The following is a 21,852-nucleotide window of genomic DNA, read 5'->3' as shown; positions in this document are numbered from 1 at the left end:
AGAGTAGGAATAGTATTCAAGAGGGGTGAACGTTCATGTTTAAATTTAATGATGAAAAGGGACAATTAAAATGTTCTTTTTGTGGGAAAACTCAAGAACAAGTTCGTAAGCTGGTAGCCGGTCCAGGTGTATATATTTGTGATGAATGTATTGAACTTTGTACAGAGATCGTGGAAGAGGAGCTAGGTACTGAAGAAGAAGTAGAATTCCGCGATGTTCCAAAACCAAAAGAGATTTGCAATATTCTTGATGAATATGTCATCGGACAAGAACAAGCGAAGAAGTCTTTAGCGGTTGCTGTATATAATCACTACAAACGAATTAATTCTAATAGTAAAGTAGATGATGTAGAGCTTTCAAAAAGTAATATCGCGCTTATTGGACCAACTGGTAGTGGGAAAACATTACTTGCTCAAACTTTAGCGCGTTTACTAAACGTTCCTTTTGCTATTGCTGATGCGACGTCTCTAACAGAGGCTGGTTACGTTGGGGAAGATGTTGAAAATATTTTATTGAAACTAATCCAAGCAGCAGATTATGACGTTGAGAAAGCAGAAAAAGGAATTATCTACATCGATGAAATCGATAAAGTAGCTCGTAAATCTGAAAACCCATCGATTACACGTGATGTTTCAGGTGAAGGGGTTCAGCAAGCACTATTAAAAATTCTTGAAGGAACTGTAGCAAGCGTTCCCCCACAAGGTGGACGTAAGCACCCTCATCAAGAATTTATTCAAATTGATACTACAAATATTTTGTTTGTTTGTGGTGGAGCTTTCGATGGAATCGAACCGATTATCAAACGTCGTCTAGGTCAAAAAGTAATTGGTTTTGGTGCAGAGACGAAAAAAGATGAAGTAGCAGAAAAAGAGCTGCTTTCAAAAGTTCTTCCTGAAGACTTACTTCGTTTCGGTTTAATTCCAGAGTTTATCGGTCGTCTTCCAGTTATTGCGACGTTAGAGCAATTGGATGAGGCGGCACTTATTGAAATTTTAACAAAACCGAAAAATGCATTAGTGAAACAATATCAAAAGTTATTAGAACTTGACGATATTGAATTGGAATTCGAACCGGAAGCACTAAATGAAATTGCTAAAAAAGCAATTGAACGTAAAACAGGTGCCCGTGGATTACGTTCCATCATCGAAGGGATTATCCTTGATGTAATGTTCGATCTTCCTTCACGTGATGATGTATCTAAATGTATTATTACAGCAGGGGCGATTACAGAAAAAGAATCTCCGAAATTGGTTCTGAAAGATGGTACAACAATTCAAGGCCAATCTGCTTAATATGTTTCTTTAAAAAGAGATGAGCTGGACAGATGTTTCTGTCTAGGCTCGTCTCTTTTGTTTTTAATGAAATAACCAGTCCCTCTGTAAGACAACCAAATTTTTCATGAAGAAAACTATGAATGATTTCAACTTGTGATAGGAGATACTACCATATAAGACAAACATGGTGAGCGCAGGAGGGAAAATGATGAGCTGGACAGGATTGGCATTGTTTATTCAACTGTTTTTTGGTGTAATCATTGGGCTATATTTCTTGAATTTATTAAAAGGACAGCGTACACAAAAGGTGTCGATTGATCGTGATTCTAAAAAAGAAATGGATCAATTGCGTTCAATGAGAGCGATTCAATTAACAGAGCCATTAGCAGAAAAGGTGAGACCGCAGTCATTTGATGACATTGTTGGACAGGAAGATGGAATTAAATCGTTAAGAGCAGCATTATGCGGACCAAATCCACAGCATGTTATTATTTATGGGCCACCTGGTGTAGGGAAGACCGCAGCTGCACGGCTTGTACTAGAAGAAGCGAAAAAAAATGGGAAATCACCGTTTAGAAAGTCAGCGGTATTTGTTGAATTAGATGCAACAACAGCTCGTTTTGATGAACGAGGTATTGCTGATCCACTGATTGGGTCTGTCCATGACCCGATTTATCAAGGAGCAGGGGCGATGGGCCAGGCTGGTATTCCGCAACCGAAGCAGGGGGCAGTAACAAATGCGCATGGAGGAGTGTTATTTATTGATGAAATTGGGGAGCTTCACTCGATTCAAATGAACAAGTTGTTAAAAGTGTTAGAGGATCGGAAAGTATTTTTAGAAAGCGCATATTATCAAGAAGATAATACAAATATTCCTACTCATATTCATGATATTTTTAAAAATGGTTTACCTGCTGATTTCCGGTTGGTTGGAGCAACAACTCGAACGCCAAATGAGATTCCTCCCGCTATTCGTTCTAGATGCATGGAAGTGTTTTTTCGCGAACTCGAACGCGATGAAATTATAGAGGTTGTTAAAAAAGCAACCGACCGAGTAAACGTGACCATCAGTGAGAAAGGTTTACAAATGATTGCGGAGTACGCTCGTAATGGTCGTGAAGCGGTAAATATGGTGCAAACGCTTGCGAGTATTTCCATTAATGAAAATCGGTCTTATATTAAAGAGGAAGATATTGATTGGATGGCTCATAGCAGCCAGTTAACGCAGCGGATGGATCGAAAAATTGATTCAAAGCCGCAAGTTGGGTTTGTCAATGGGTTGGCTGTATATGGAGCAAATAGCGGAGCGTTGCTTGAAATTGAAGTGACGGTAATGCCGGCGATGAGTGAAAAAGGAGCCATTACCATAACAGGAATTGTCGAAGAGGAAAGCATTGGGGGCAATGGAAAATCGATTCGACGTAAAAGTATGGCCAAGGGGTCAATTGAAAATGTAATTACAGTATTACGCTCAATGGGTGTTCCAGCTGATCAATTTGATATTCATGTGAATTTTCCTGGCGGTACTCCTGTAGATGGACCATCTGCAGGGATTGCTATGGCGACGGGAATTTATTCAGCCATTTATAAAATTCCTGTCGATCATACGGTGGCCATGACAGGCGAAATAGGCATTCATGGTGGTGTAAGACCAATTGGTGGCGTGATTCCGAAAATTAAAGCGGCTCAATTAGCCGGAGCGAAAACGGTCATTATTCCAGCTGATAATATGCAGCCGCTTCTAAAGGAAATTAAAGATATTGAGATTGTACCTGTTACTAAAGTCCAGGAAGTGTTCGAACGATCTCTGAAAAAAGACGTGATACCTGATCAATTACTTTCTACATTGAACTTAAGTAAAAAGGAAAGTGTATAAAGAGAATGCCCCGGTTTTATAGTACCGGGGTTTGTTATAGGTATAATGTTTTTCATTTTTGTAATTAAACGTGCTTTTTTCACCTTTTTTGGGGATAATAAAAAGAGCGTATCTAGTGGTAAACTAAACAAGAAATAGACACTTTTACACAAATAGGATAGAATTGTGAAAAGGTTAGAAACATACAACGATGATGCGAAATTTTGATGGAGGTGTCAGGCAATGGCTGATAAAGAAATCATCGTCCCCCTCCTGCCGCTTAGAGGCTTGCTTGTTTATCCTACGATGGTTCTACATTTGGATGTCGGTCGGGATAAATCAATACAAGCTCTTGAGAAAGCAATGGTGGAAGATCATCTCATTTTTTTAACAACGCAGCAAGACGTCACACTTGATGAACCGGGTGAAGAGGATTTATACCCAATAGGTACATTGACGAAGGTAAAACAAATGCTGAAGCTTCCAAATGGAACGATCCGTGTATTGGTAGAAGGATTAAATCGAGCAGAAGTCAGTGTATTTTATGATTATGAGACACACTATGGTGCCAAGATTAAAATATATGAAGATGATGAAGAGAAAGATGCGGAACATCAGGCTTTAATGCGTACGTTGCTTGATTACTTTGAACAATACATAAAAATGTCAAAGAAGATTACAAGTGAAACATTCTCTTCTACTGCAGATATCGAAGAACCAGGAAGGCTTGCTGATATTATTGCATCACATCTTCCGTTAAAATTAAAAGATAAACAAGAAATTCTTGAAACGACCAATGTGAAGGAACGTTTAAGTCGTGTAATTGAAATGATTCACAATGAAAAAGAAGTGCTTCATTTAGAGAAGAAAATCGGCCAACGAGTTAAGCGTTCGATGGAACGTACGCAAAAGGAATATTATCTTCGTGAGCAAATGAAAGCCATTCAAAAAGAACTGGGCGACAAAGAAGGTAAAGGCGGTGAAGTGGCTAAACTCACAGAGAAAATTGAAGCCGCTGGCATGCCTGAGCAGGTGAAAACAACAGCTTTAAAAGAACTTGATCGTTATGAGAAGGTTCCTGCTAGTTCTGCGGAAAGCTCGGTCATTCGTAATTATCTTGACTGGTTAGTTGCGCTTCCTTGGTCTGAAAGTACAAAAGACGATTTAAATATTTTGAAGGCCGAAAAGGTTTTAAACAAAGACCATTACGGATTGGAAAAAGTAAAGGAACGGGTGTTAGAATACTTAGCTGTTCAACAGTTAACTCATTCATTAAAAGGCCCTATCCTCTGTTTAGCAGGCCCTCCTGGAGTTGGGAAAACAAGCTTGGCTAGATCTATTGCGACTTCGCTAAATCGTAATTTTGTGCGCATTTCTTTAGGGGGCGTTCGCGATGAGTCTGAGATTCGCGGTCATCGCCGAACCTATGTAGGTGCGATGCCGGGTCGAATTATTCAAGGAATGAAAAAGGCAGGTACGATTAATCCAGTCTTTTTATTAGATGAAATTGATAAGATGTCTAATGATTTCCGCGGTGATCCATCTGCTGCGTTACTTGAAGTGTTAGATCCAGAGCAAAATCATAACTTTAGTGATCATTATATAGAAGAACCATATAATCTATCTGATGTCATGTTTATTGCGACAGCTAATGATTTGTCAACGATTCCAGGTCCGCTTCGTGATCGGATGGAGATTATTACAATTGCCGGGTATACGGAAATTGAGAAGCTGCATATTGCGAGAGATCATTTGTTAGTTCGACAGCTAGAAAACCATGGTTTGCAAAAAAATCAACTTCAAGTTCGAGAAGATGCGTTAATCAAAATTATTCGTTATTATACAAGAGAAGCCGGTGTGCGTAGTCTAGAACGTCAACTGGCAAGCGTTTGTCGAAAAACAGCAAAAATTATTGTTTCGGGTGAGAGGAAGCGGGTCATTGTTTCCGAGAAAAATGTAGAAGAATTTTTAGGGAAAACCATTTTCCATTATGGGCAAGCGGAAGAGGAAGATCAAATTGGTGTGGCGACGGGTCTGGCGTATACAGCAGTCGGCGGCGATACGCTGCAAATTGAAGTCTCGTTATCTCCAGGTAAAGGCAAGCTTGTCTTAACTGGAAAACTAGGTGATGTGATGAAAGAATCTGCGCAAGCTGCATTCAGTTTTGTCCGTGCCAAATCAGAAGAGCTTCATATTGATCCGGACTTCAATGAAAAGTACGATATTCATATTCATGTTCCTGAGGGAGCGGTTCCAAAAGATGGACCATCGGCAGGAATTACGATGGCGACAGCGCTTATTTCTGCGTTGACCAATCGCCCGATTAGAAAAGAGGTAGGCATGACAGGGGAAATTACATTACGTGGACGAGTGCTTCCAATCGGCGGCTTAAAAGAAAAATCATTAGCGGCCCACCGAGCAGGCATTACGAAAATTATTCTTCCACAAGATAATGAAAAAGATATTGATGATATTCCAGAAAGTGTTCGAAATGATTTGCAATTTGTCCTTGTTTCGCATGTCGATCAAGTATTAGAACATGCGTTGGCAGGTGACATTCAATGAAAGTAACAAGTGCGGATATTGTGATTAGTGCTGTTAAACCTGACCAATATCCAAGTGAACCGATTCCCGAATTTGCATTAGCAGGTCGTTCAAATGTGGGGAAATCTAGTTTTATTAATAAAATGATTAATCGTAAAAATTTAGCGCGTACATCCTCTAAACCTGGAAAAACGCAAACGTTAAACTTTTACCTAATTAACGATGCCTTGCATTTTGTTGATGTACCGGGGTATGGATATGCTAAAGTGTCCAAATCGGAGCGAGCGGCGTGGGGGAAAATGATTGAAACATATTTTACTTCCCGTGAACAATTACGTGCTGCTATTTTGATTGTTGATTTACGTCATCCGCCAACGAAGGATGATATTTCGATGTATGAGTTTTTAAAGCACTATGAACTACCATGTATCGTTATTGCGACAAAAGCGGATAAGATTCCAAAAGGAAAATGGCAAAAGCATTTGAAAGTAACGCGCGAAACACTTGGACTTGCAAAAGAGGATGAGCTAATGCTCTTTTCTAGTGAGACAGGTGAAGGCAAAGAAAAAATTTGGGGTCTATTAAAGAAATATATGTAAGAAAAGGAACTCGTCTATACGGCGAGTTTTTTATTTGGCTTTGTTATAAGGTTTTGGTGAGTTTTGGTTTATTTGATATGAGACCCAATCTCGTCATAAAATAAGGTTAAATGGGTCATTATACGTAATAAAGTTGCTCTGCCAAACTTGTTTACTTGAAGTTAGGATTTAATTTTGTTATGGTACATTTGTAGAGGATATTCTAGATTATAATAATTATTTATTTCATGAACTGTTCATATTTCATTAGGTTCGGACTTTTTATACATGCTATAATAGATTAAGTCATAATACATTTAATTTTGGGGGTGCAAACGACATATGCATATTATAGCGGTTGGTGTTAACTATAAAACAGCCCCTGTTGAAATTCGCGAAAAATTATCATTTAATGAAGCGGAACTTGCTCAGGCAATGGAAGCTCTTAAAAATAAAAAAAGTATATTAGAGAATGTTATTATTTCTACTTGTAATCGTACAGAAATTTATGTCATTGGTGATCAGCTTCATACAAGCAGATATTATGTGAAGGAATTTCTTTCGGAGTGGTTCGGAATTGATAAGGAAGAGTTCTCTAAATATCTGTTTTTTTATGAAGGCGATGGGGCTGTTGAACATTTATTTCAAGTAACATGCGGCTTGAATTCTATGGTTCTTGGTGAAACACAAATTTTAGGACAAGTACGTTCAAGCTATATGCTGGCGCAAGAGCAACAGACAATTGGAACGGTTTCAAATCATTTATTTAAGCAAGCGCTAACATTAGCGAAAAAAGCGCATGCTGAAACAGAGATTAATACAAATGCTGTATCTGTTAGCTATGCGGCAGTGGAACTAGCTAAGAAAATCTTTGGCAGTTTAAAAGGGAAAAACGTATTAATTCTTGGTGCAGGAAAAATGGGTGAGCTTGCGATTCAAAACTTGCACAGCAATGGTGCTGACAGTGTTACCGTTATTAATCGTACGTTTGAAAAAGCCGTTAATTTAGCGGACCGTTTTAATGGAACACCAAAGAAACTGGAAGAATTACAATGTGCATTAGTAGAAGCGGATATTTTGATTACGTCAACAGGAGCGAAAGATTTTGTTGTGACACAAGAAATGATGTCAGCTGTAAATAAAGTGCGTAAAGGTCGTCCGGTTTTCATGGTTGACATTGCGGTTCCGCGTGATTTAGATCCAGCATTGGCAGAGCTTGAGAACGTGTTCTTATATGATATTGACGATTTAGAAGATATTGTTCAAGCTAATTTAGCAGAGAGAAAATTAGCGGCTGAAAAAATTGAATTAATGGTTGAAGCAGAAATCGTTGAATTTAATCAATGGTTAAATATGCTTGGTGTTGTCCCGGTTATCTCTGCTTTACGAGAAAAAGCATTAGGAATTCAAGCAGAAACAATGGTCAGCCTAGAAAGAAAACTTCCGCATTTAAGTGAACGTGATCGAAAAGTGCTGAACAAGCATACGAAAAGCATTATTAATCAAATGTTGAAAGATCCGATTTTGTATGCAAAAGAACTCGCTGATGAGCCAAATTCGAAAGAAGCATTGAATAATTTTGTGAAAATCTTCCGCTTAGAGGAATTGATTGAAGAACAATTGATGGCTGCTGACGAGCAAGAACAAGCAACAACAAAAGCAGCGGTCTTGAATCCGATTCCTGTTAGAGTTAATTGAGGGCACTATGGAATTGTTAATGACAAGATTGCACGAAGCAACCGTATTATTGTATGCGCTCAGCGTGCTTTTATATTTTATTGACTTTCTTCATAATAACCGGAGGGCAAATAAAGTGGCCTTCTGGTTGCTTTCGATTGTTTGGGTACTTCAAACAATTTTTTTATGCCTATATGTAGTCAAAACAGGGAGGTTTCCTGTCTTAACCATCTTTGAAGGGCTATATTTCTATGCCTGGGTGTTGATTACGTTATCGCTTATCATCAATCGATTGCTGCGTGTGGATTTTATCGTGTTCTTTACGAATGTACTTGGGTTTATGGTCATGGCGATTCATACATTTGCTCCTGTTCAAATCGAGTCTGAAGTACTAGCTCAACAGCTTGTATCTGAGTTATTGATGATACATATTACATTAGCCTTCTTATCGTATGGAGCATTTACGCTCTCTTGTGTATTTTCGATTCTTTATCTCATTCAATATGATTTATTAAAGCGGAAAAAATGGGGAAAACGTTTAATTCGGCTAGGAGATTTAACACAGCTTGAACAAATGAGCTATATTTTAGCTGTTATTGGGGTACCGCTCTTAATGTTTTCACTTATTTTAGGCATTCAATGGGCGTATATCAAAGTTCCAGACTTATCTTTGCTGGACTTCAAAATTATTGGTTCTTTCGTTGTGTTAATTGGTTATAGCGTATATTTATATATAAAAATTAGAAAACAGATGTATGGAAGAATGTTGGCTTTTTTAAATATTGGTATTTTTATGATTGTTTTAATTAACTTTTTCCTGTTTGGAAGTCTTTCAACATTCCATTTTTGGAATACCTAGGAGGAAACAATGAGAAAAATTATTGTCGGTTCAAGACGTAGTAAATTAGCTTTAACCCAAACTAATTGGGTCATTAATCAATTAAAAGCACTTGGAGTTCCTTATGAATTCGAAGTGAAGGAAATTGTAACAAAGGGCGACAAAATTTTAGATGTTACACTTTCGAAAGTCGGCGGTAAAGGCTTGTTTGTAAAAGAAATTGAACAAGCGATGCTCGATAAAGAAATTGATATGGCCGTACATAGTATGAAGGATATGCCTGCTGTCCTTCCAGAGGGCTTAACAATTGGCTGCATTCCTCCGCGTGAAGATCATCGTGATGCATTCATTTCGAAGAATCATATTAAATTAGCGGACTTAAAGCCAGGTGCTATCGTTGGAACAAGCAGCTTGCGTCGAAGTGCACAAATTTTAGCCCAAAGACCGGATCTTGAAATTAAATGGATTCGCGGCAATATTGATACGCGCTTAGAGAAGTTGAATACAGAAGACTATGATGCCATTATTTTAGCTGCTGCAGGTCTTGCCCGAATGGGTTGGAAACAAGACGTGGTGACAGAGTTTTTAGATGATACGTTATGTGTGCCGGCTGTGGGGCAAGGTGCTTTATCGATTGAATGTCGTGCAGATGATACAGAGCTGCTTGCAGAGTTAGCGAAATTCACATGTGAGAATACAAAAAAAGCGGTTGAAGCAGAGCGATCCTTTTTAGATGAAATGGAAGGCGGCTGCCAAGTGCCGATTGCTGGACTTGCCGTGGCAAAAGAGGATGGCGAAGTGGAGTTAACCGCATTAGTGGCTTCTCCAGATGGAAAAACGATATATAAAGAAGTTGTAGCGGGAATGAACCCACTAGCAGTTGGTCAAGATGCAGCCAAGCTTATTAGTGAAAAAGGCGGCAAACAATTGATTGATTCTGTCAAAAAGGAGCTTAATCAGTAATGACTAAGCTTCCTCTCCATGATTATCGGATTTTAATCACTAGAGGACAAGGACAGGTGGCTCATTTCAAGGCTATGATTGAGCAATATGGCGGCACTCCGATTACGGTGCCGCTACTTGACTTTCGTCTGCCTGACAGTCATGAAGCGATTAAAGCGACTCTTTCCCATTTATCAGACTACGATTGGCTGGTCTTAACAAGTCAAAATGGGGTTCGTTTCTTTTTTGAATTAGCAGGGGAGTATGCCAAGTCTCAGTCGCTGCCTAAAATTGCGGTCATCGGTACAAAAACAGCAGAAGCCTTGCAGCATTATGGTTATCATGCTGATTTTATCCCGAATGAGTTTGTGGCTGAAGGGTTTGTGGCTGAATTTATACCGCAGCTTTCTCCTCGTTCCCGTGTTTTAGTGGCCAAAGGAAACTTAGCACGAACTATTATTAGTGGAGCAATTGAAGAGATTGGGGCTGCGTGCGACGAACTCGATGTGTATGAAACGGTGTTGCCTGAAGCGAGTAAGCAAAAGCTTGTAGAAGTGATTACAACAGAAGAAGTGGAGGTCATTACGTTTACGAGCTCATCAACCGTTCATCATTTTATGCAAATTGTGGCACAATATGAGTTGCACCGATACTTAGAAAGTCTTATCATTGCATGTATCGGACCTATTGCCAAGAAAACCGCTCTACACTATGGGTTAGAGGTGGATATTTGTCCGAATGTATATACAACAGAAGCAATGATACAAGACTTAGTTGCATATACAAAAGCTAAAGGAGGAAAGAGCAAATGAAAGATTTATTTTTCAGACGCCATCGCCGATTACGTTCTAGTGCTAATATGAGAGCGTTAGTACGCGAAACATATTTACATAAAGAGGATCTAATTTACCCGATTTTTATTATTGATGGGGAAAATGTGAAAAATGAAATTGGTTCTATGCCAGGTATTTATCAACTGTCCCTCGATAACCTTATGGAAGAGATGACAGAAGTCGCGAACTTGGGTATTAAATCCGTTATTCTATTCGGGGTTCCTTTCGAGCACGATAAGGACGAGCATGGCACAGGAGCGTTCCACCATAACGGACTTGTGCAAGAAGCAACGCGCTTTATTAAAAAACACTTCCCAGGCATCCTTGTTATTGCTGATACATGCCTTTGTGAATATACAAGCCATGGACACTGTGGAGTTGTAGAAGGAGGTACCATTTTAAATGATGCTTCACTTGACTTGCTTGCTAAAACAGCGATTAGTCAAGCGGAGGCAGGTGCGGATATCATTGCCCCTTCGAACATGATGGATGGATTTGTCGCAGCGATTCGAGCTGGTTTAGATGAAGCCGGCTATGAAGATATTCCGATTATGTCGTATGCGGTAAAATATGCTTCTGCTTTTTACGGTCCATTCCGTGATGCAGCGAATGGCGCACCGCAATTTGGTGACCGTAAAACGTATCAAATGGATCCGGCGAATCGTTTGGAAGCGTTCCGCGAAGCTGAAAGTGATGTCGAAGAAGGCGCTGACTTTTTAATTGTTAAACCAGCTCTTTCTTATCTGGACATTATGCGTGACGTGAAGAATAACTTCAACCTTCCTGTTGTAGCGTACAATGTAAGCGGAGAATATTCAATGATTAAAGCAGCTGCAAATAATGGCTGGATTGATGAAAAAGCGATTGTTATGGAAACGCTATTAAGCATGAAACGTGCTGGAGCAGATTTAATTATTACATATGCATCTAAGGACGTGGCTCGTTGGTTAGATGAAGAAGGAAAAGAGGTCTGATTATGCGTTCATATGAAAAATCAAAACAGGCATTTGCTGAAGCTGTTCATTTAATGCCAGGGGGCGTAAATAGCCCGGTACGTGCCTTTAAATCCGTTGATATGGATCCAATTTTTATGGAGCGCGGAAAAGGCTCAAAAATGTACGACATTGATGGCAATGAATATATCGATTATGTTCTATCTTGGGGCCCCTTGATTCTTGGCCATTCGAATGAGCGTGTTGTTGAAGCGTTAAAAAAAGTGGCGGAGTCAGGAACAAGCTTTGGAACGTCTACATTAATCGAAAACGAATTAGCGAAGCTTGTCATTGAACGTGTTCCATCCATTGAGATGATTCGTATGGTGTCATCGGGTACGGAAGCGACGATGAGCGCTCTTCGTGTTGCTCGTGGTTATACCGGGCGTAATAAAATCTTAAAATTTGAAGGGTGTTACCATGGACATGGTGATTCTTTATTAATCAAAGCAGGATCTGGTGTTGCGACGCTTGGTTTACCAGATAGCCCAGGTGTACCAGTAGGAACGGCTCAAAATACGATTACCGTACCGTACAATGATTTAGCCGCTGTAAAGTATGCGTTTGAGCAATTTGGTGAAGATATCGCTTGTATTATTGCTGAACCAGTAGCAGGAAATATGGGGGTTGTCCCACCGCAGCCTGGCTTCTTAGAAGGTTTACGTGAAGTGACGGAACAGTATGGTGCCCTATTAATTTTTGATGAAGTCATGACGGGCTTCCGTGTCGGGTATAACTGTGCACAAGGATATTTTGGTGTTACACCAGATTTAACATGTCTTGGTAAAGTAATCGGCGGCGGTCTTCCTGTCGGTGCTTTCGGCGGAAAGCGTGAAATTATGGAGAAGGTCGCTCCAAGCGGCAGCATCTATCAAGCGGGTACGTTATCAGGGAATCCACTTGCAATGACAGCTGGTTTTGAAACATTAAGCCAGTTAACGCCAGAGGTGTATGCAGAATTTAAACGTAAAGGCGATATATTGGAAAAAGGCATTGGGGAGGCGGCGAAGAAATATGGTATTCCGCATACATTTAATCGTGCAGGTTCCATGATCGGTGTGTTCTTTACGAATGAAGATGTTATTAATTTTGAAACAGCGAAAACATCAGATCTTACATTCTTTGCAAGCTATTTCCGTGAAATGGCGAATCAAGGTGTGTATTTGCCGCCATCGCAATTTGAAGGATTGTTCCTGTCGACAGCACATAGTGATGAAGATCTTGAAAAAACGATTGCTGCGGCAGAGCATGCTTTTTCAACATTAGCAAAGTAATTTTAAAAAACGTTTGGATGCATCATCCAAGCGTTTTTTTTTACTTAACACCGGCAAAAAAGGTTATAATTTCCGTAACTATTTAATCTAGGGGTGAAGGTTTTGCAAAGGATGAAAATATTAATTGTGGAGGATGCAGAAACGCTTCGAAATGAATTACAAGAGTTCCTCTCTAACTATGGATATGAAGTCGAGGCACCGGATGACTTTCAAAATATTATGCAATATGCGATGCAGGAGGATGTACATTTAATTTTGTTAGATATTAATTTGCCAATTTATGATGGCTATTATATTTGTCGGGAAATACGCAAGACTTCAGAAGTACCGATTATTATTGTAACAAGTCGAGATAATGAAATGGATGAGCTGATGAGCATAAATCTTGGAGCAGATGACTTTATTGCAAAGCCGTATAATACGCAAATTTTACTTGCTCGGATTGAAAATGTGCTAAAAAGAACGTATGCACATCAACAATCATCTATTCTACTATATAAATCCCTCAAGCTTGATTTATCGAATGGTACAATTTCATATCAACATCAACAAGAAGAGCTGACGAAAAATGAAATCAAAATTCTGCACTGTTTAATGAAGAATAAAGGCAAGATTGTATCGCGCGACGAGATGATGGAGTATTTATGGTCGTCGGATTTATTTATTGATGACAATACGCTCTCCGTTAACATTACACGGCTTCGAAAAAAAATTGAAGCAATTGGGATGGCCAATCCCATTGAAACGAGACGCGGTCTTGGGTATATCCTAGCATGAAACTGCAACCATATATAAAGGAAAGAGCGGTATTTTTATCGATGAATATCTTTTTATTTGTTCTTGTTGCGCTCTTTCTTTGGTTAATTAATGTACAGGCTGTCGTTATGATAATCGTCTTTGTTTGCTGGTTTGGGCCGTTGCTTTTATCTTATGGATTAGAATTTTTAAAAAGAAAAAATTTCTATGATGAATTGCTTCAAAACTTTGAGGCATTAGATCAAAAGTATTTACTCCCTGAAATCATTGAAGAACCAAACTTTCTTGAAGGGCAAATTTTATATGACATTATGAAAACAACCGATAAACAAATGCATGAGCACGTCAAGAAATATAAAGATATGCAGGCGGAGTATCGTGACTATATCGAGGCGTGGGTGCATGAAGTAAAGACACCGATTGCTTCAAGTAAGTTGATGTTTGAGAATCATAAAAATGAAGTAACGAAAGGGATTATGGAAGAATTAGAGAAAATTGAAGGATATGTCGAGCAAGCGCTGTATTATGCTCGCAGCAGCAGCGCAAGTAAGGATTATATTGTCAAAGAATTTTCGTTGCAAGCTTGTATTTCGAAGGTGTTAAAAAAGAATGCTAAAGCATTTATTCATAAAAAAATTCAACTGCAATTAACTGAAATGGACGAGGTTGTTTATAGCGATGAAAAGTGGATTGAATTTATCCTTCATCAAATTATCGTCAATAGTATTAATTACTGTGACAATAAAATTAGTCTATACACAAGAAAAAATGAACATAGTCTTACCTTACATATTGTCGATGATGGAATCGGCATCGATGAGAAAGATATCGGCCGCGTATTTGATAAAGGCTTTACGGGTGAAAATGGTCGACAATATCGCCGCTCAACGGGGATGGGGCTTTATATTTGTAAATTGTTAGCTGATAAATTGCATTTAGGGGTGACGATTCAGTCTACGAAAGGTGAAGGAACAGAAGTCCAGATTATTTTTCCAAAAAGCAAGGTTGTTTTACTGGAGTCTTGATAAAAGGCTCTTTTTTGTGTGAAAAACGAATCTTACAGAATAGTAAGATTGTTGAAAGTTAATTCGATATGTAGTGACTGCGCAGTGAGATACACTAAAGCCATGAAGGGAGACTGATAAAGGTGAGTAAGGTATTAAAAGTAGATCATATTGAAAAATATTTTGGAAATAAAGGAAATACCACAAAGGCCATTGATCACATTAGTTTTGAAGTGAAGCGGGGAGAATTTGTCGGCATTATGGGTCCATCCGGAAGCGGGAAGACGACCTTATTAAATTGTATTTCGACGATAGATTCGGTAACAACAGGAAAAATTTTAATTAATGAGCAAGACATTACGAAGTTAAAAACAGGCAAGCTAGATCAATTTCGTCGTGATGAGCTCGGTTTTATTTTTCAGGATTTTAACTTATTAGATACGCTAACGGCGTTTGAAAATATTGCAATTGCCCTAACTATTCAGGGTCGAAAACCAGCTGATATTACAGTGTTAGTTAAAGAAGTAGCAGAAAAGCTTGAAATTACCCAAGTTCTTGATAAATTTCCCTATCAAATGTCGGGCGGACAAAAGCAGCGGGTAGCGGCGGCACGTGCGATTGTGACAGACCCTACATTGATTTTAGCCGATGAACCAACAGGAGCACTCGATTCGAAGTCTTCACGCTTATTACTTGATTCATTTGAAAAGCTGAATGAAGAATTACAGGCAACCATTTTGATGGTGACGCACGATGCTTTTACAGCAAGCTATGCAAAGCGAATTTTATTTATTAAAGATGGCCAGATTTTTAATGAATTAATTCGCGGGAAGGATACAAGAAAAGAATTCTTTAATCGGATTATTGAAGTTGTAACGCTTCTTGGAGGTGATACGAATAATGTACTTTAAGCTGTCAGCTCGCAATGTTAAAAGAAGCTTTAAAGATTACTTTATTTACTTTTTAACGCTAACATTTGCAGTTTGTATTTTTTATAGTTTTAACTCTTTATCAGCTTCAGAAGCGATGACGACATTAAACGCTAGTCAAACGGAAATGATTAAGGCATTCACGATGCTATTATCTGGTGTTTCTGTATTCGTATCGGTTGTGCTTGGCTTTTTAATTATGTATGCCAATAATTTTTTAATCAGGAGACGAAAAAAAGAACTTGGTTTGTATATGACGCTCGGAATGAGCAAATATAAAATCTCGCACATTATCGTTGTGGAAACATTTTTTGTAGGAATCATCTCGCTTGCTGTTGGTTTACTGCTAGGTATTCTCGTTTCTCAAGGATTAGTAGCTTTAACTGTGTCGATGTTTAAAGCAAATATTGAACAATTTACATTTGTCTTTTCAAGTGATGCGATGTTGAAGACCATATTGTATTTCGGAATGATTTTTTTAATGGTAATGATCTTCAATAGTGTCGTTATTTCCAGGTACAAACTTATTGACTTATTAACAGCGGCGAAGAAAAATCAAAGCTTAAAGATTCGGAAAACATCAACTTCCATTGTGCTATTTGTTTTCTCAATTATTCTTCTTGCTACAGCGTATGCGGTCATTATGAAGTATGGTCTGTTTGAAAACGCTATTGTGTGGACGTGTGTTGGTTTAGGTGCCCTTGGGACATTTCTCTTTTTTATGTCCTTATCTGGATTTGCGTTGAATATGATTCAGAAAAACAAAAATGTGTACTATAAAGATGTGAATATGTTCGTGCTGCGTCAAATTAATAGTAAAGTGAATACAACCTTCATTTCAATGACGATTATTTGTTTAATGCTCTTTTTTACAATCGGGGTATTCTCGACAGGCTTTAGCTTTAAAGCTTCGATGGAGAAGAATGTTGAAAAAATGACACCGTATGATGCTAGCTTATATACGAAGGTAGATGAAGACGCGAAAGTACAACATATTAATGATGCGGTGAAGAATGTAAATATTGATTTAGACAAATATAAAGAACATCATAGCTTTACAGTTTATAAAGCGGAGAAAAGTGTAAAAGACTTATTAGCTCCTTATCAAGGTGATGCCGTGAAGTTTGCTGATAGTAATTTACCAGTTATTAAAAGGTCTGATTTTGAACGAATAGAAGCGATGCAAGGGGCTAAATCCATAGATTTCAACGATGAAGAAGTCGTGTTACTCTCTAATTTTGAAGTATTTCAGGATGTCTTTGACCGTTTCACTGAAGATCATAAAACATTAGAAGTGAATGGAAAGGAATATGATATCGCTCATCAAAAGGTTCATTCATTTGCTTATAAAACAGAGTTTAATTCAGAAGGGGTCATAACAGCTGTATTGCCTGATGAAGCGGTGGAAGGGATGAAGCCATTTCTTTCCATCGTTAATATTAATTACGATGATAACCAAAAAGAACATGATGAAACCTTATATAAAGTGTTAGATGAATCGGATGCTTTATGGGGAACTACTAAAACCATTATTCTTGATTCTAGTGTCGGCTCTTCCACGATGATTGTATTTGTCGGAATTTATCTTGGGATTGTCTTCTTGATTTCAAGTGCAGCTGTGCTTGCGTTGCAGCAATTATCAGAGGCGAGTGATAATATTGCTCGTTATACGGTTTTGAAGAAGATTGGTGTCACAAGGAAAGGAATTGATAAAGCAATTTTTGGGCAAGTATTTATTTACTTTATGATGCCATTAGCTTTAGCTATTGTGCATTCAATTTTCGGTATCCAAGTAGTGAACAAAGCTATTATGGTAGCGGGAAGTACAAGTGTACTCGTTCCGTCTCTAATTACAGCATTAATCATCGTTATCGTATATGGCGGTTATTTCTTTGCAACATATACGGGGTATAAGAGTATTGTCAAATAATCGGGTATAGGAGATTGTCTAAAAATCTCCTAAAATAAAGGCAGCGATAAGAGTACAATGAACGGCCCCATTCCTTTACTGAATTTTGAGAAGTTGTCCTTTAACACACTTTGAGAACGGCAAAAAAGTAATTATATAAGGAGAATGATTGTTCAACTGAATGAGGAGGCTATCCCAAACGCCATTTTTTATGATTTTTGGGATAGCCTCTTCTTCTGTCATGAACGGATACGCTCGATTTCTGAGATTTGTGCTCGACTTTTGGCATATATGACCGATTTACATAACGTTTGACATAACTTTCTTTCTGCTTTCATAGATTGATAATGGTATGAGAAGTGAAAGGAGGAAATGCTTTGACCGAAGAGAATCAATCGTATTTACGATTTTCGTTAGAAGAATCGGTTTGGTTTCAGAAGGGACAGGAAGTAGCGGAGTTATACTCCATTTCATTGGATCCCAACGTGACGATTCAAGAAGATGAACATTATGTGTATATGAGAGGAACGCTTGATTTAAGCGGTGAATATAAGGACAGCGGAGAACAAGTAGACGGTGATGCTCATACGTTTTTACCGCGATCTGTTCAAACGGTGGAGAGACATCCAAATGGAATTAGTGAGTTTATCCATCGCTTTCCTGTTGATATTACAATTCCGAGTACACGTATTACCTCATTAGATGATATTGAAGTGACGATTCAAACGTTTGATTATACGTTACCTGAGCGGAATTGTCTTAAACTTCAAGCAGATTTAATCATCAGTGGGATTTATCGTGAAACATATGTCGAGCCGGAACTTGAGGACTATCAAGTGTGGGATGATGATGAAAGTCCAGTTGCGACGGATGAGCGACAAGAATTGGATGAAGAAATAGAAGATGAAGTAGTAGAAGTGGAGTTAGTGGACATCAGGCAAGAAGAAATAGCCGAAGTGGAAGAATTTGTTGAGGCTGAAGAGTTTGCTGATGACAGGGCGGATTCTGTGGAGAGTCCAGTTTCACAAATAGAAGAAGAATCTCCTGTTTCATATACGGCAGCAACACCACCGCTTCCAGATTTTCAACCGACATTTCGTCAGGAAGAACAACAAGAGGGAGAGTTATACGAACCTTTTATTGTGGAGGCGAAACGAACGCCAGATGTAGAAGAAGAGAGGGTAGCCCCTCTGTTTATTAGTAAACAGCCGGATATCCCTGTATTCGACTTTTCTGTACCAAAGTTTCAAGAAAGAGAGGAAGAACAAGAGGTCGAGCCGGTGCTTGAAAGGAAAGTGGAAGAAGAGCAGAAAGTAGAGCCGGTGCTTGGAAGAAAAGTAGAAGAACAAAAAGCAGAACCAGTCCTTGAAAGAAAAGTAGAAGAACAAAAGGCGGAGCCGGTGCTTGAAAGAAAAGTAGAAGAACAAAAGGCGGAGCCGGTGCTTGAAAGAAAAGTAGAAGAACAAAAGGCGGAGCCGGTGCTTGAAAGAAAAGTAGAAGAACAAAAGGCGGAGCCAGTGCTTGAAAGAAAAGTAGAAGAACAAAAGGCGGAGCCGGTGCTCGAAAGAAAAGTAGAAGAACAAAAGGCGGAGCCGGTGCTTGAAAGAAAAGTAGAAGAACAAAAGGCGGAGCCGGTGCTTGAAAGGAAAGTAGAAGAACAAAAAGCGGAGCCGGTGCTTGAAAGAAAAGTAGAAGAACAAAAAGCGGAGCCAGTGCTTGAAAGAAAAGTGGAAGAACAAAAGGCGGAGCCGGTGCTTGAAAGAAAAGTGGAAGAACAAAAGGCGGAGCCGGTGCTTGAAAGAAAAGTAGAAGAACAAAAGGCGGAGCCGGTGCTTGAAAGAAAAGTAGAAGAACAAAAAGCAGAACCAGTGCTTGAAAGGAAAGTAGAAGAAGAACAAAAGGTGGAGCCGGTCCTTGAACAAGAAGTAAAAGAGGAGCTGGAAAAGGTTAACTTACTGCATTTAGTGAAAAAGAGAGAGGCACCTCCTGTTATCGTTCAACAAGATAAGCGAGAGCCACAGCAAGAAGAGGAGAAAAAAGTGGAGAAGTCTGAGCAAAAAGCGAGGACCAATGAATCTCAACCTCTTTCGATTATGGACTTTTTCAGTAGAAAGCAAGAAGAAGAACATGTAAAAGTAAAGGTTTGTATTGTGCAACAGGGAGAAACGATTGATGACCTGGCAGAGCGTTATTCAGTCAATCCGCAAACATTGCTTCAAAGCAATGAGTTAGAACCGAATCAAGATATTTATGAAGGGCAAGTCTTGTATATTCCGAGATCCGCCTCGTATAAAAACTAATTATTACGCTAGAACAGTGAGCAGTGAAGCTGCTTGCTGTTTTTTCTACAGGAAAGAAACAAACCTTCATCCCTTACTGATGGTTAGCCATGTTCTACGGTCACTAAGATCTCGTGCTTCGCTTCAATCAAGTGCCTGTACGAACCTAATTGGTTGAAAATTGAAAAGGTACGTTTCACTTTATCTCACCAATTGTATCTTTACTACAAAAGTGAGGCAACTGTTCATATAAGATGAAATGCGGCGTGGCTCAGTTTGCCATAGAGTATGACAGCTTATGACCTCGAGGGGCTAGGAGGCGCAACTAGATGAGGGCAGTTGTACCATCTCTGAAAAACTTGAGGTCTTACTGCCCGTTAAATGCCGGATAAAATTTCAATATGTTCTACTGTCTAGCTCCAGGTGCCTTACGCTTTTCTTAGGAAAGTGAGTGATGTTATGACGGAGAATGCACATGCTGAAACGATAGCGGTTTTGCAACAATATGCACTTCGCATTCAATATATTGAAGACTTTGGACGTGTAAAGAAAATTTATAGTGACCGAGGTGTATTTGCTTTAAAATCGATTTCGCCTCATGTCGGCATTGATTTTATCCGTAATGTTCAAACGTTGTATCAGCGTGGCTATAATAGAATTGTGCCAATCTATCAGTCAAAAGATGGGCGTTATGCGGTTCTTCATCATAATAAACTTTATTATTTAATGCCGTGGTTGGAAACTTTAGAAAGCGGAGAACGAGATGTACGACATAAGCAAATGTTTCGAGAGCTGGCACGCATGCACAGCCTTTCTATTAAAGAGATTGAAGTAGATAAGGAGGATAGGGAGGCGCATTATGAACGTACGCTTCATGCATGGGAAGCGCAGCAAGAGTTTCTAGATGAATGGATTGTAAGCTGTGAGAAGAAATGGTATATGTCACCGATGGAAATGCTGTTTTGTGTCTATTACAGCGACCTTTCCCAGGCGTTGACATATTCAATTAAGAAGTTTAAGGAGTGGTTTGAACAAACGAAGGAAGAAGAGAAGGTTCGCACGGTTGTAACACATGGAAAAGTGTCATTGAAGCATTTTGTTAGTGATAATCGGGGGTATGGTTATTTTATCAATTTTGAAAACTCACGGGTAGCGCCGCCGCATTTCGATATACTTCCTTTTCTTGTAAGGTCGATGAAAACATTTCCGATTCAATGCGATGATTGTGTGGATTGGCTATATAATTATATTCGCTATTTTCCGTTAAAAGAGGATGAAATGTTATTGATGCAAAGCTATCTTGCTTATCCGGGATCAGCTCTGGATGCGGTTAAAAATTACGTGGAACGAAAGGGGAATAAAACGGAACTAGATTCAGTAAAGGAACTTCAACGTCAATATTGGTTTTTAAAGAATGTTGAATATGTTGTCATGAAGATAGAAGAAATCGAGAATCAAAAGAAGGCGGCTGCTAAAGAAGCACAGTCACCTCAAAGTTAGCTCAAAAAACATGTTTGGAGTCAACCATTCATGTTTTTTTGTGCTGTCATCAATTTACATAGAAGAACGCAGCGAGAAAAATAAACAAGGCCAGCAATAGAATATCGATGAATGTCGGAAAAATAAGCGTTCGAATCGCTTGAAAGATTGTAAATGGGACAATAAATTGCTGTACGACAACACTCGCTTTTTTGGTCCAAGGAGGGAGATTGTTTGGGTTAAATTTCTTTTGTCGTTTCATCATTATGTCATCCTTTATATCGTCTTGCTTCATCATATGGGGAAGTGTGGAGAAACGTGAAGAGGCTGTCACGGATAGATGCTTCTTGTATAGAATAATAAAAAAACGGAAAGAATGATTGACGATATCCTTTGTTTTTATGTACTATAGATTATGTGTTTAAAAAATACATATTGCGTAAAGCGAAGATCGGAAATAGTATGATGAATGGCGCTTTTCAGAGAGGAAACTATAAGCTGGGAGGTTTCTAAGTAAGCAGCATCAGAAGTCGTCCGTGAGCAATTTTCGTGAACAACTGCAGTAGCGAAAATCGGTAAACAACCGTTATTTTATTTGAGAGCCGGAAAAGGTTTATTTGCTTTTTCGGAAAAAAGGTGGCACCGCGAACAACTTCCTTCGTCCTTTTGTGATGATGGGAGTTTTTTTG

At 38.9% G+C, this 21,852-nt stretch carries 17 protein-coding genes and 1 other annotated feature; of the genes, 16 read left to right on the top strand and 1 reads right to left on the bottom strand.

Features of this window, described 5'->3' with window-relative positions; genetic code table 11:
* Window positions 1–35: 35 nt before the first annotated feature.
* The 16 genes from clpX to ysxE all read left to right on the top strand — a co-directional run bounded on the left by clpX (window position 36) and on the right by ysxE (window position 21,184).
* A complete protein-coding gene (gene clpX / locus BAOM_RS18510) occupies window positions 36–1,292 on the top strand; it encodes an ATP-dependent protease ATP-binding subunit ClpX (RefSeq protein ID WP_127761547.1) in 1,257 nt (418 codons plus the stop codon).
* A gap of 190 nt (window positions 1,293–1,482) precedes the next feature.
* The gene (gene lonB / locus BAOM_RS18505) at window positions 1,483–3,150 is read left to right on the top strand and encodes an ATP-dependent protease LonB (protein WP_127762638.1); all 1,668 of its coding nucleotides are present in this window, start codon (window positions 1,483–1,485) and stop codon (window positions 3,148–3,150) included.
* Window positions 3,151–3,372: 222 nt separating this feature from the next.
* Entirely contained in the window at window positions 3,373–5,694 is a 2,322-nt protein-coding gene (gene lon, locus BAOM_RS18500) for an endopeptidase La (RefSeq protein ID WP_127761546.1), read from the top strand.
* Complete coding sequence (gene yihA, locus BAOM_RS18495; RefSeq protein ID WP_127761545.1) at window positions 5,691–6,272, top strand: ribosome biogenesis GTP-binding protein YihA/YsxC; 582 nt, start codon at window positions 5,691–5,693, stop codon at window positions 6,270–6,272. Before lon ends, yihA begins: the two co-directional genes overlap by 4 nt.
* Before the next feature lie 321 nt (window positions 6,273–6,593).
* Complete coding sequence (hemA, locus tag BAOM_RS18490) at window positions 6,594–7,949, top strand: glutamyl-tRNA reductase (RefSeq protein WP_127761544.1); 1,356 nt, start codon at window positions 6,594–6,596, stop codon at window positions 7,947–7,949.
* A gap of 7 nt (window positions 7,950–7,956) precedes the next feature.
* Complete coding sequence (locus BAOM_RS18485) at window positions 7,957–8,787, top strand: cytochrome C assembly family protein (protein WP_127761543.1); 831 nt, start codon at window positions 7,957–7,959, stop codon at window positions 8,785–8,787.
* A 9-nt stretch (window positions 8,788–8,796) separates the two neighbouring features.
* Window positions 8,797–9,729, top strand: coding sequence for a hydroxymethylbilane synthase (hemC, locus tag BAOM_RS18480; protein ID WP_127761542.1), 933 nt, complete (start codon window positions 8,797–8,799; stop codon window positions 9,727–9,729).
* Entirely contained in the window at window positions 9,729–10,520 is a 792-nt protein-coding gene (locus BAOM_RS18475) for a uroporphyrinogen-III synthase (protein ID WP_127761541.1), read from the top strand. Before hemC ends, BAOM_RS18475 begins: the two co-directional genes overlap by 1 nt.
* Window positions 10,517–11,515 (top strand): porphobilinogen synthase, encoded by a 999-nt coding sequence (hemB, locus tag BAOM_RS18470; protein WP_127761540.1) that lies wholly within the window; start codon window positions 10,517–10,519, stop codon window positions 11,513–11,515. Before BAOM_RS18475 ends, hemB begins: the two co-directional genes overlap by 4 nt.
* A 2-nt stretch (window positions 11,516–11,517) precedes the next feature.
* Window positions 11,518–12,807, top strand: a complete 1,290-nt coding sequence (gene hemL / locus BAOM_RS18465) for a glutamate-1-semialdehyde 2,1-aminomutase (protein ID WP_127761539.1) — start codon at window positions 11,518–11,520, stop codon at window positions 12,805–12,807.
* A 111-nt stretch (window positions 12,808–12,918) separates the two neighbouring features.
* Window positions 12,919–13,584: a response regulator transcription factor gene (locus BAOM_RS18460; RefSeq protein ID WP_127762637.1), complete on the top strand. Its 666-nt coding sequence runs from the start codon at window positions 12,919–12,921 to the stop codon at window positions 13,582–13,584.
* Entirely contained in the window at window positions 13,581–14,588 is a 1,008-nt protein-coding gene (locus BAOM_RS18455; RefSeq protein ID WP_127761538.1) for a sensor histidine kinase, read from the top strand. Before BAOM_RS18460 ends, BAOM_RS18455 begins: the two co-directional genes overlap by 4 nt.
* Before the next feature lie 122 nt (window positions 14,589–14,710).
* Window positions 14,711–15,478 carry an ABC transporter ATP-binding protein gene (locus BAOM_RS18450; protein ID WP_127761537.1) on the top strand — a complete coding sequence of 256 codons (768 nt, stop codon included), beginning with the start codon at window positions 14,711–14,713 and terminating at the stop codon, window positions 15,476–15,478.
* Window positions 15,468–17,426: an FtsX-like permease family protein gene (locus BAOM_RS18445; RefSeq protein ID WP_127761536.1), complete on the top strand. Its 1,959-nt coding sequence runs from the start codon at window positions 15,468–15,470 to the stop codon at window positions 17,424–17,426. The genes BAOM_RS18450 and BAOM_RS18445 overlap by 11 nt, the downstream gene beginning before the upstream one ends.
* Before the next feature lie 356 nt (window positions 17,427–17,782).
* Window positions 17,783–19,705, top strand: a complete 1,923-nt coding sequence (locus tag BAOM_RS18440) for a LysM peptidoglycan-binding domain-containing protein (protein ID WP_127761535.1) — start codon at window positions 17,783–17,785, stop codon at window positions 19,703–19,705.
* A 438-nt stretch (window positions 19,706–20,143) separates the two neighbouring features.
* Window positions 20,144–21,184: a spore coat protein YsxE gene (gene ysxE, locus BAOM_RS18435; protein ID WP_127761534.1), complete on the top strand. Its 1,041-nt coding sequence runs from the start codon at window positions 20,144–20,146 to the stop codon at window positions 21,182–21,184.
* A 49-nt stretch (window positions 21,185–21,233) separates the two neighbouring features.
* On the opposite strand, the gene BAOM_RS18430 is transcribed toward ysxE, so the two are convergent.
* The gene (locus BAOM_RS18430; RefSeq protein WP_373995307.1) at window positions 21,234–21,428 is read right to left on the bottom strand and encodes a hypothetical protein; all 195 of its coding nucleotides are present in this window, start codon (window positions 21,426–21,428) and stop codon (window positions 21,234–21,236) included.
* A gap of 173 nt (window positions 21,429–21,601) precedes the next feature.
* Window positions 21,602–21,832, top strand: a binding site (T-box leader).
* Window positions 21,833–21,852 lie beyond the last annotated feature (20 nt).

The sequence above is a fragment of the Peribacillus asahii genome (assembly GCF_004006295.1).
Lineage (GTDB): Bacteria > Bacillota > Bacilli > Bacillales > DSM-1321 > Peribacillus > Peribacillus asahii_A.
This window is presented reverse-complemented; position numbering and strand designations above follow the sequence as displayed.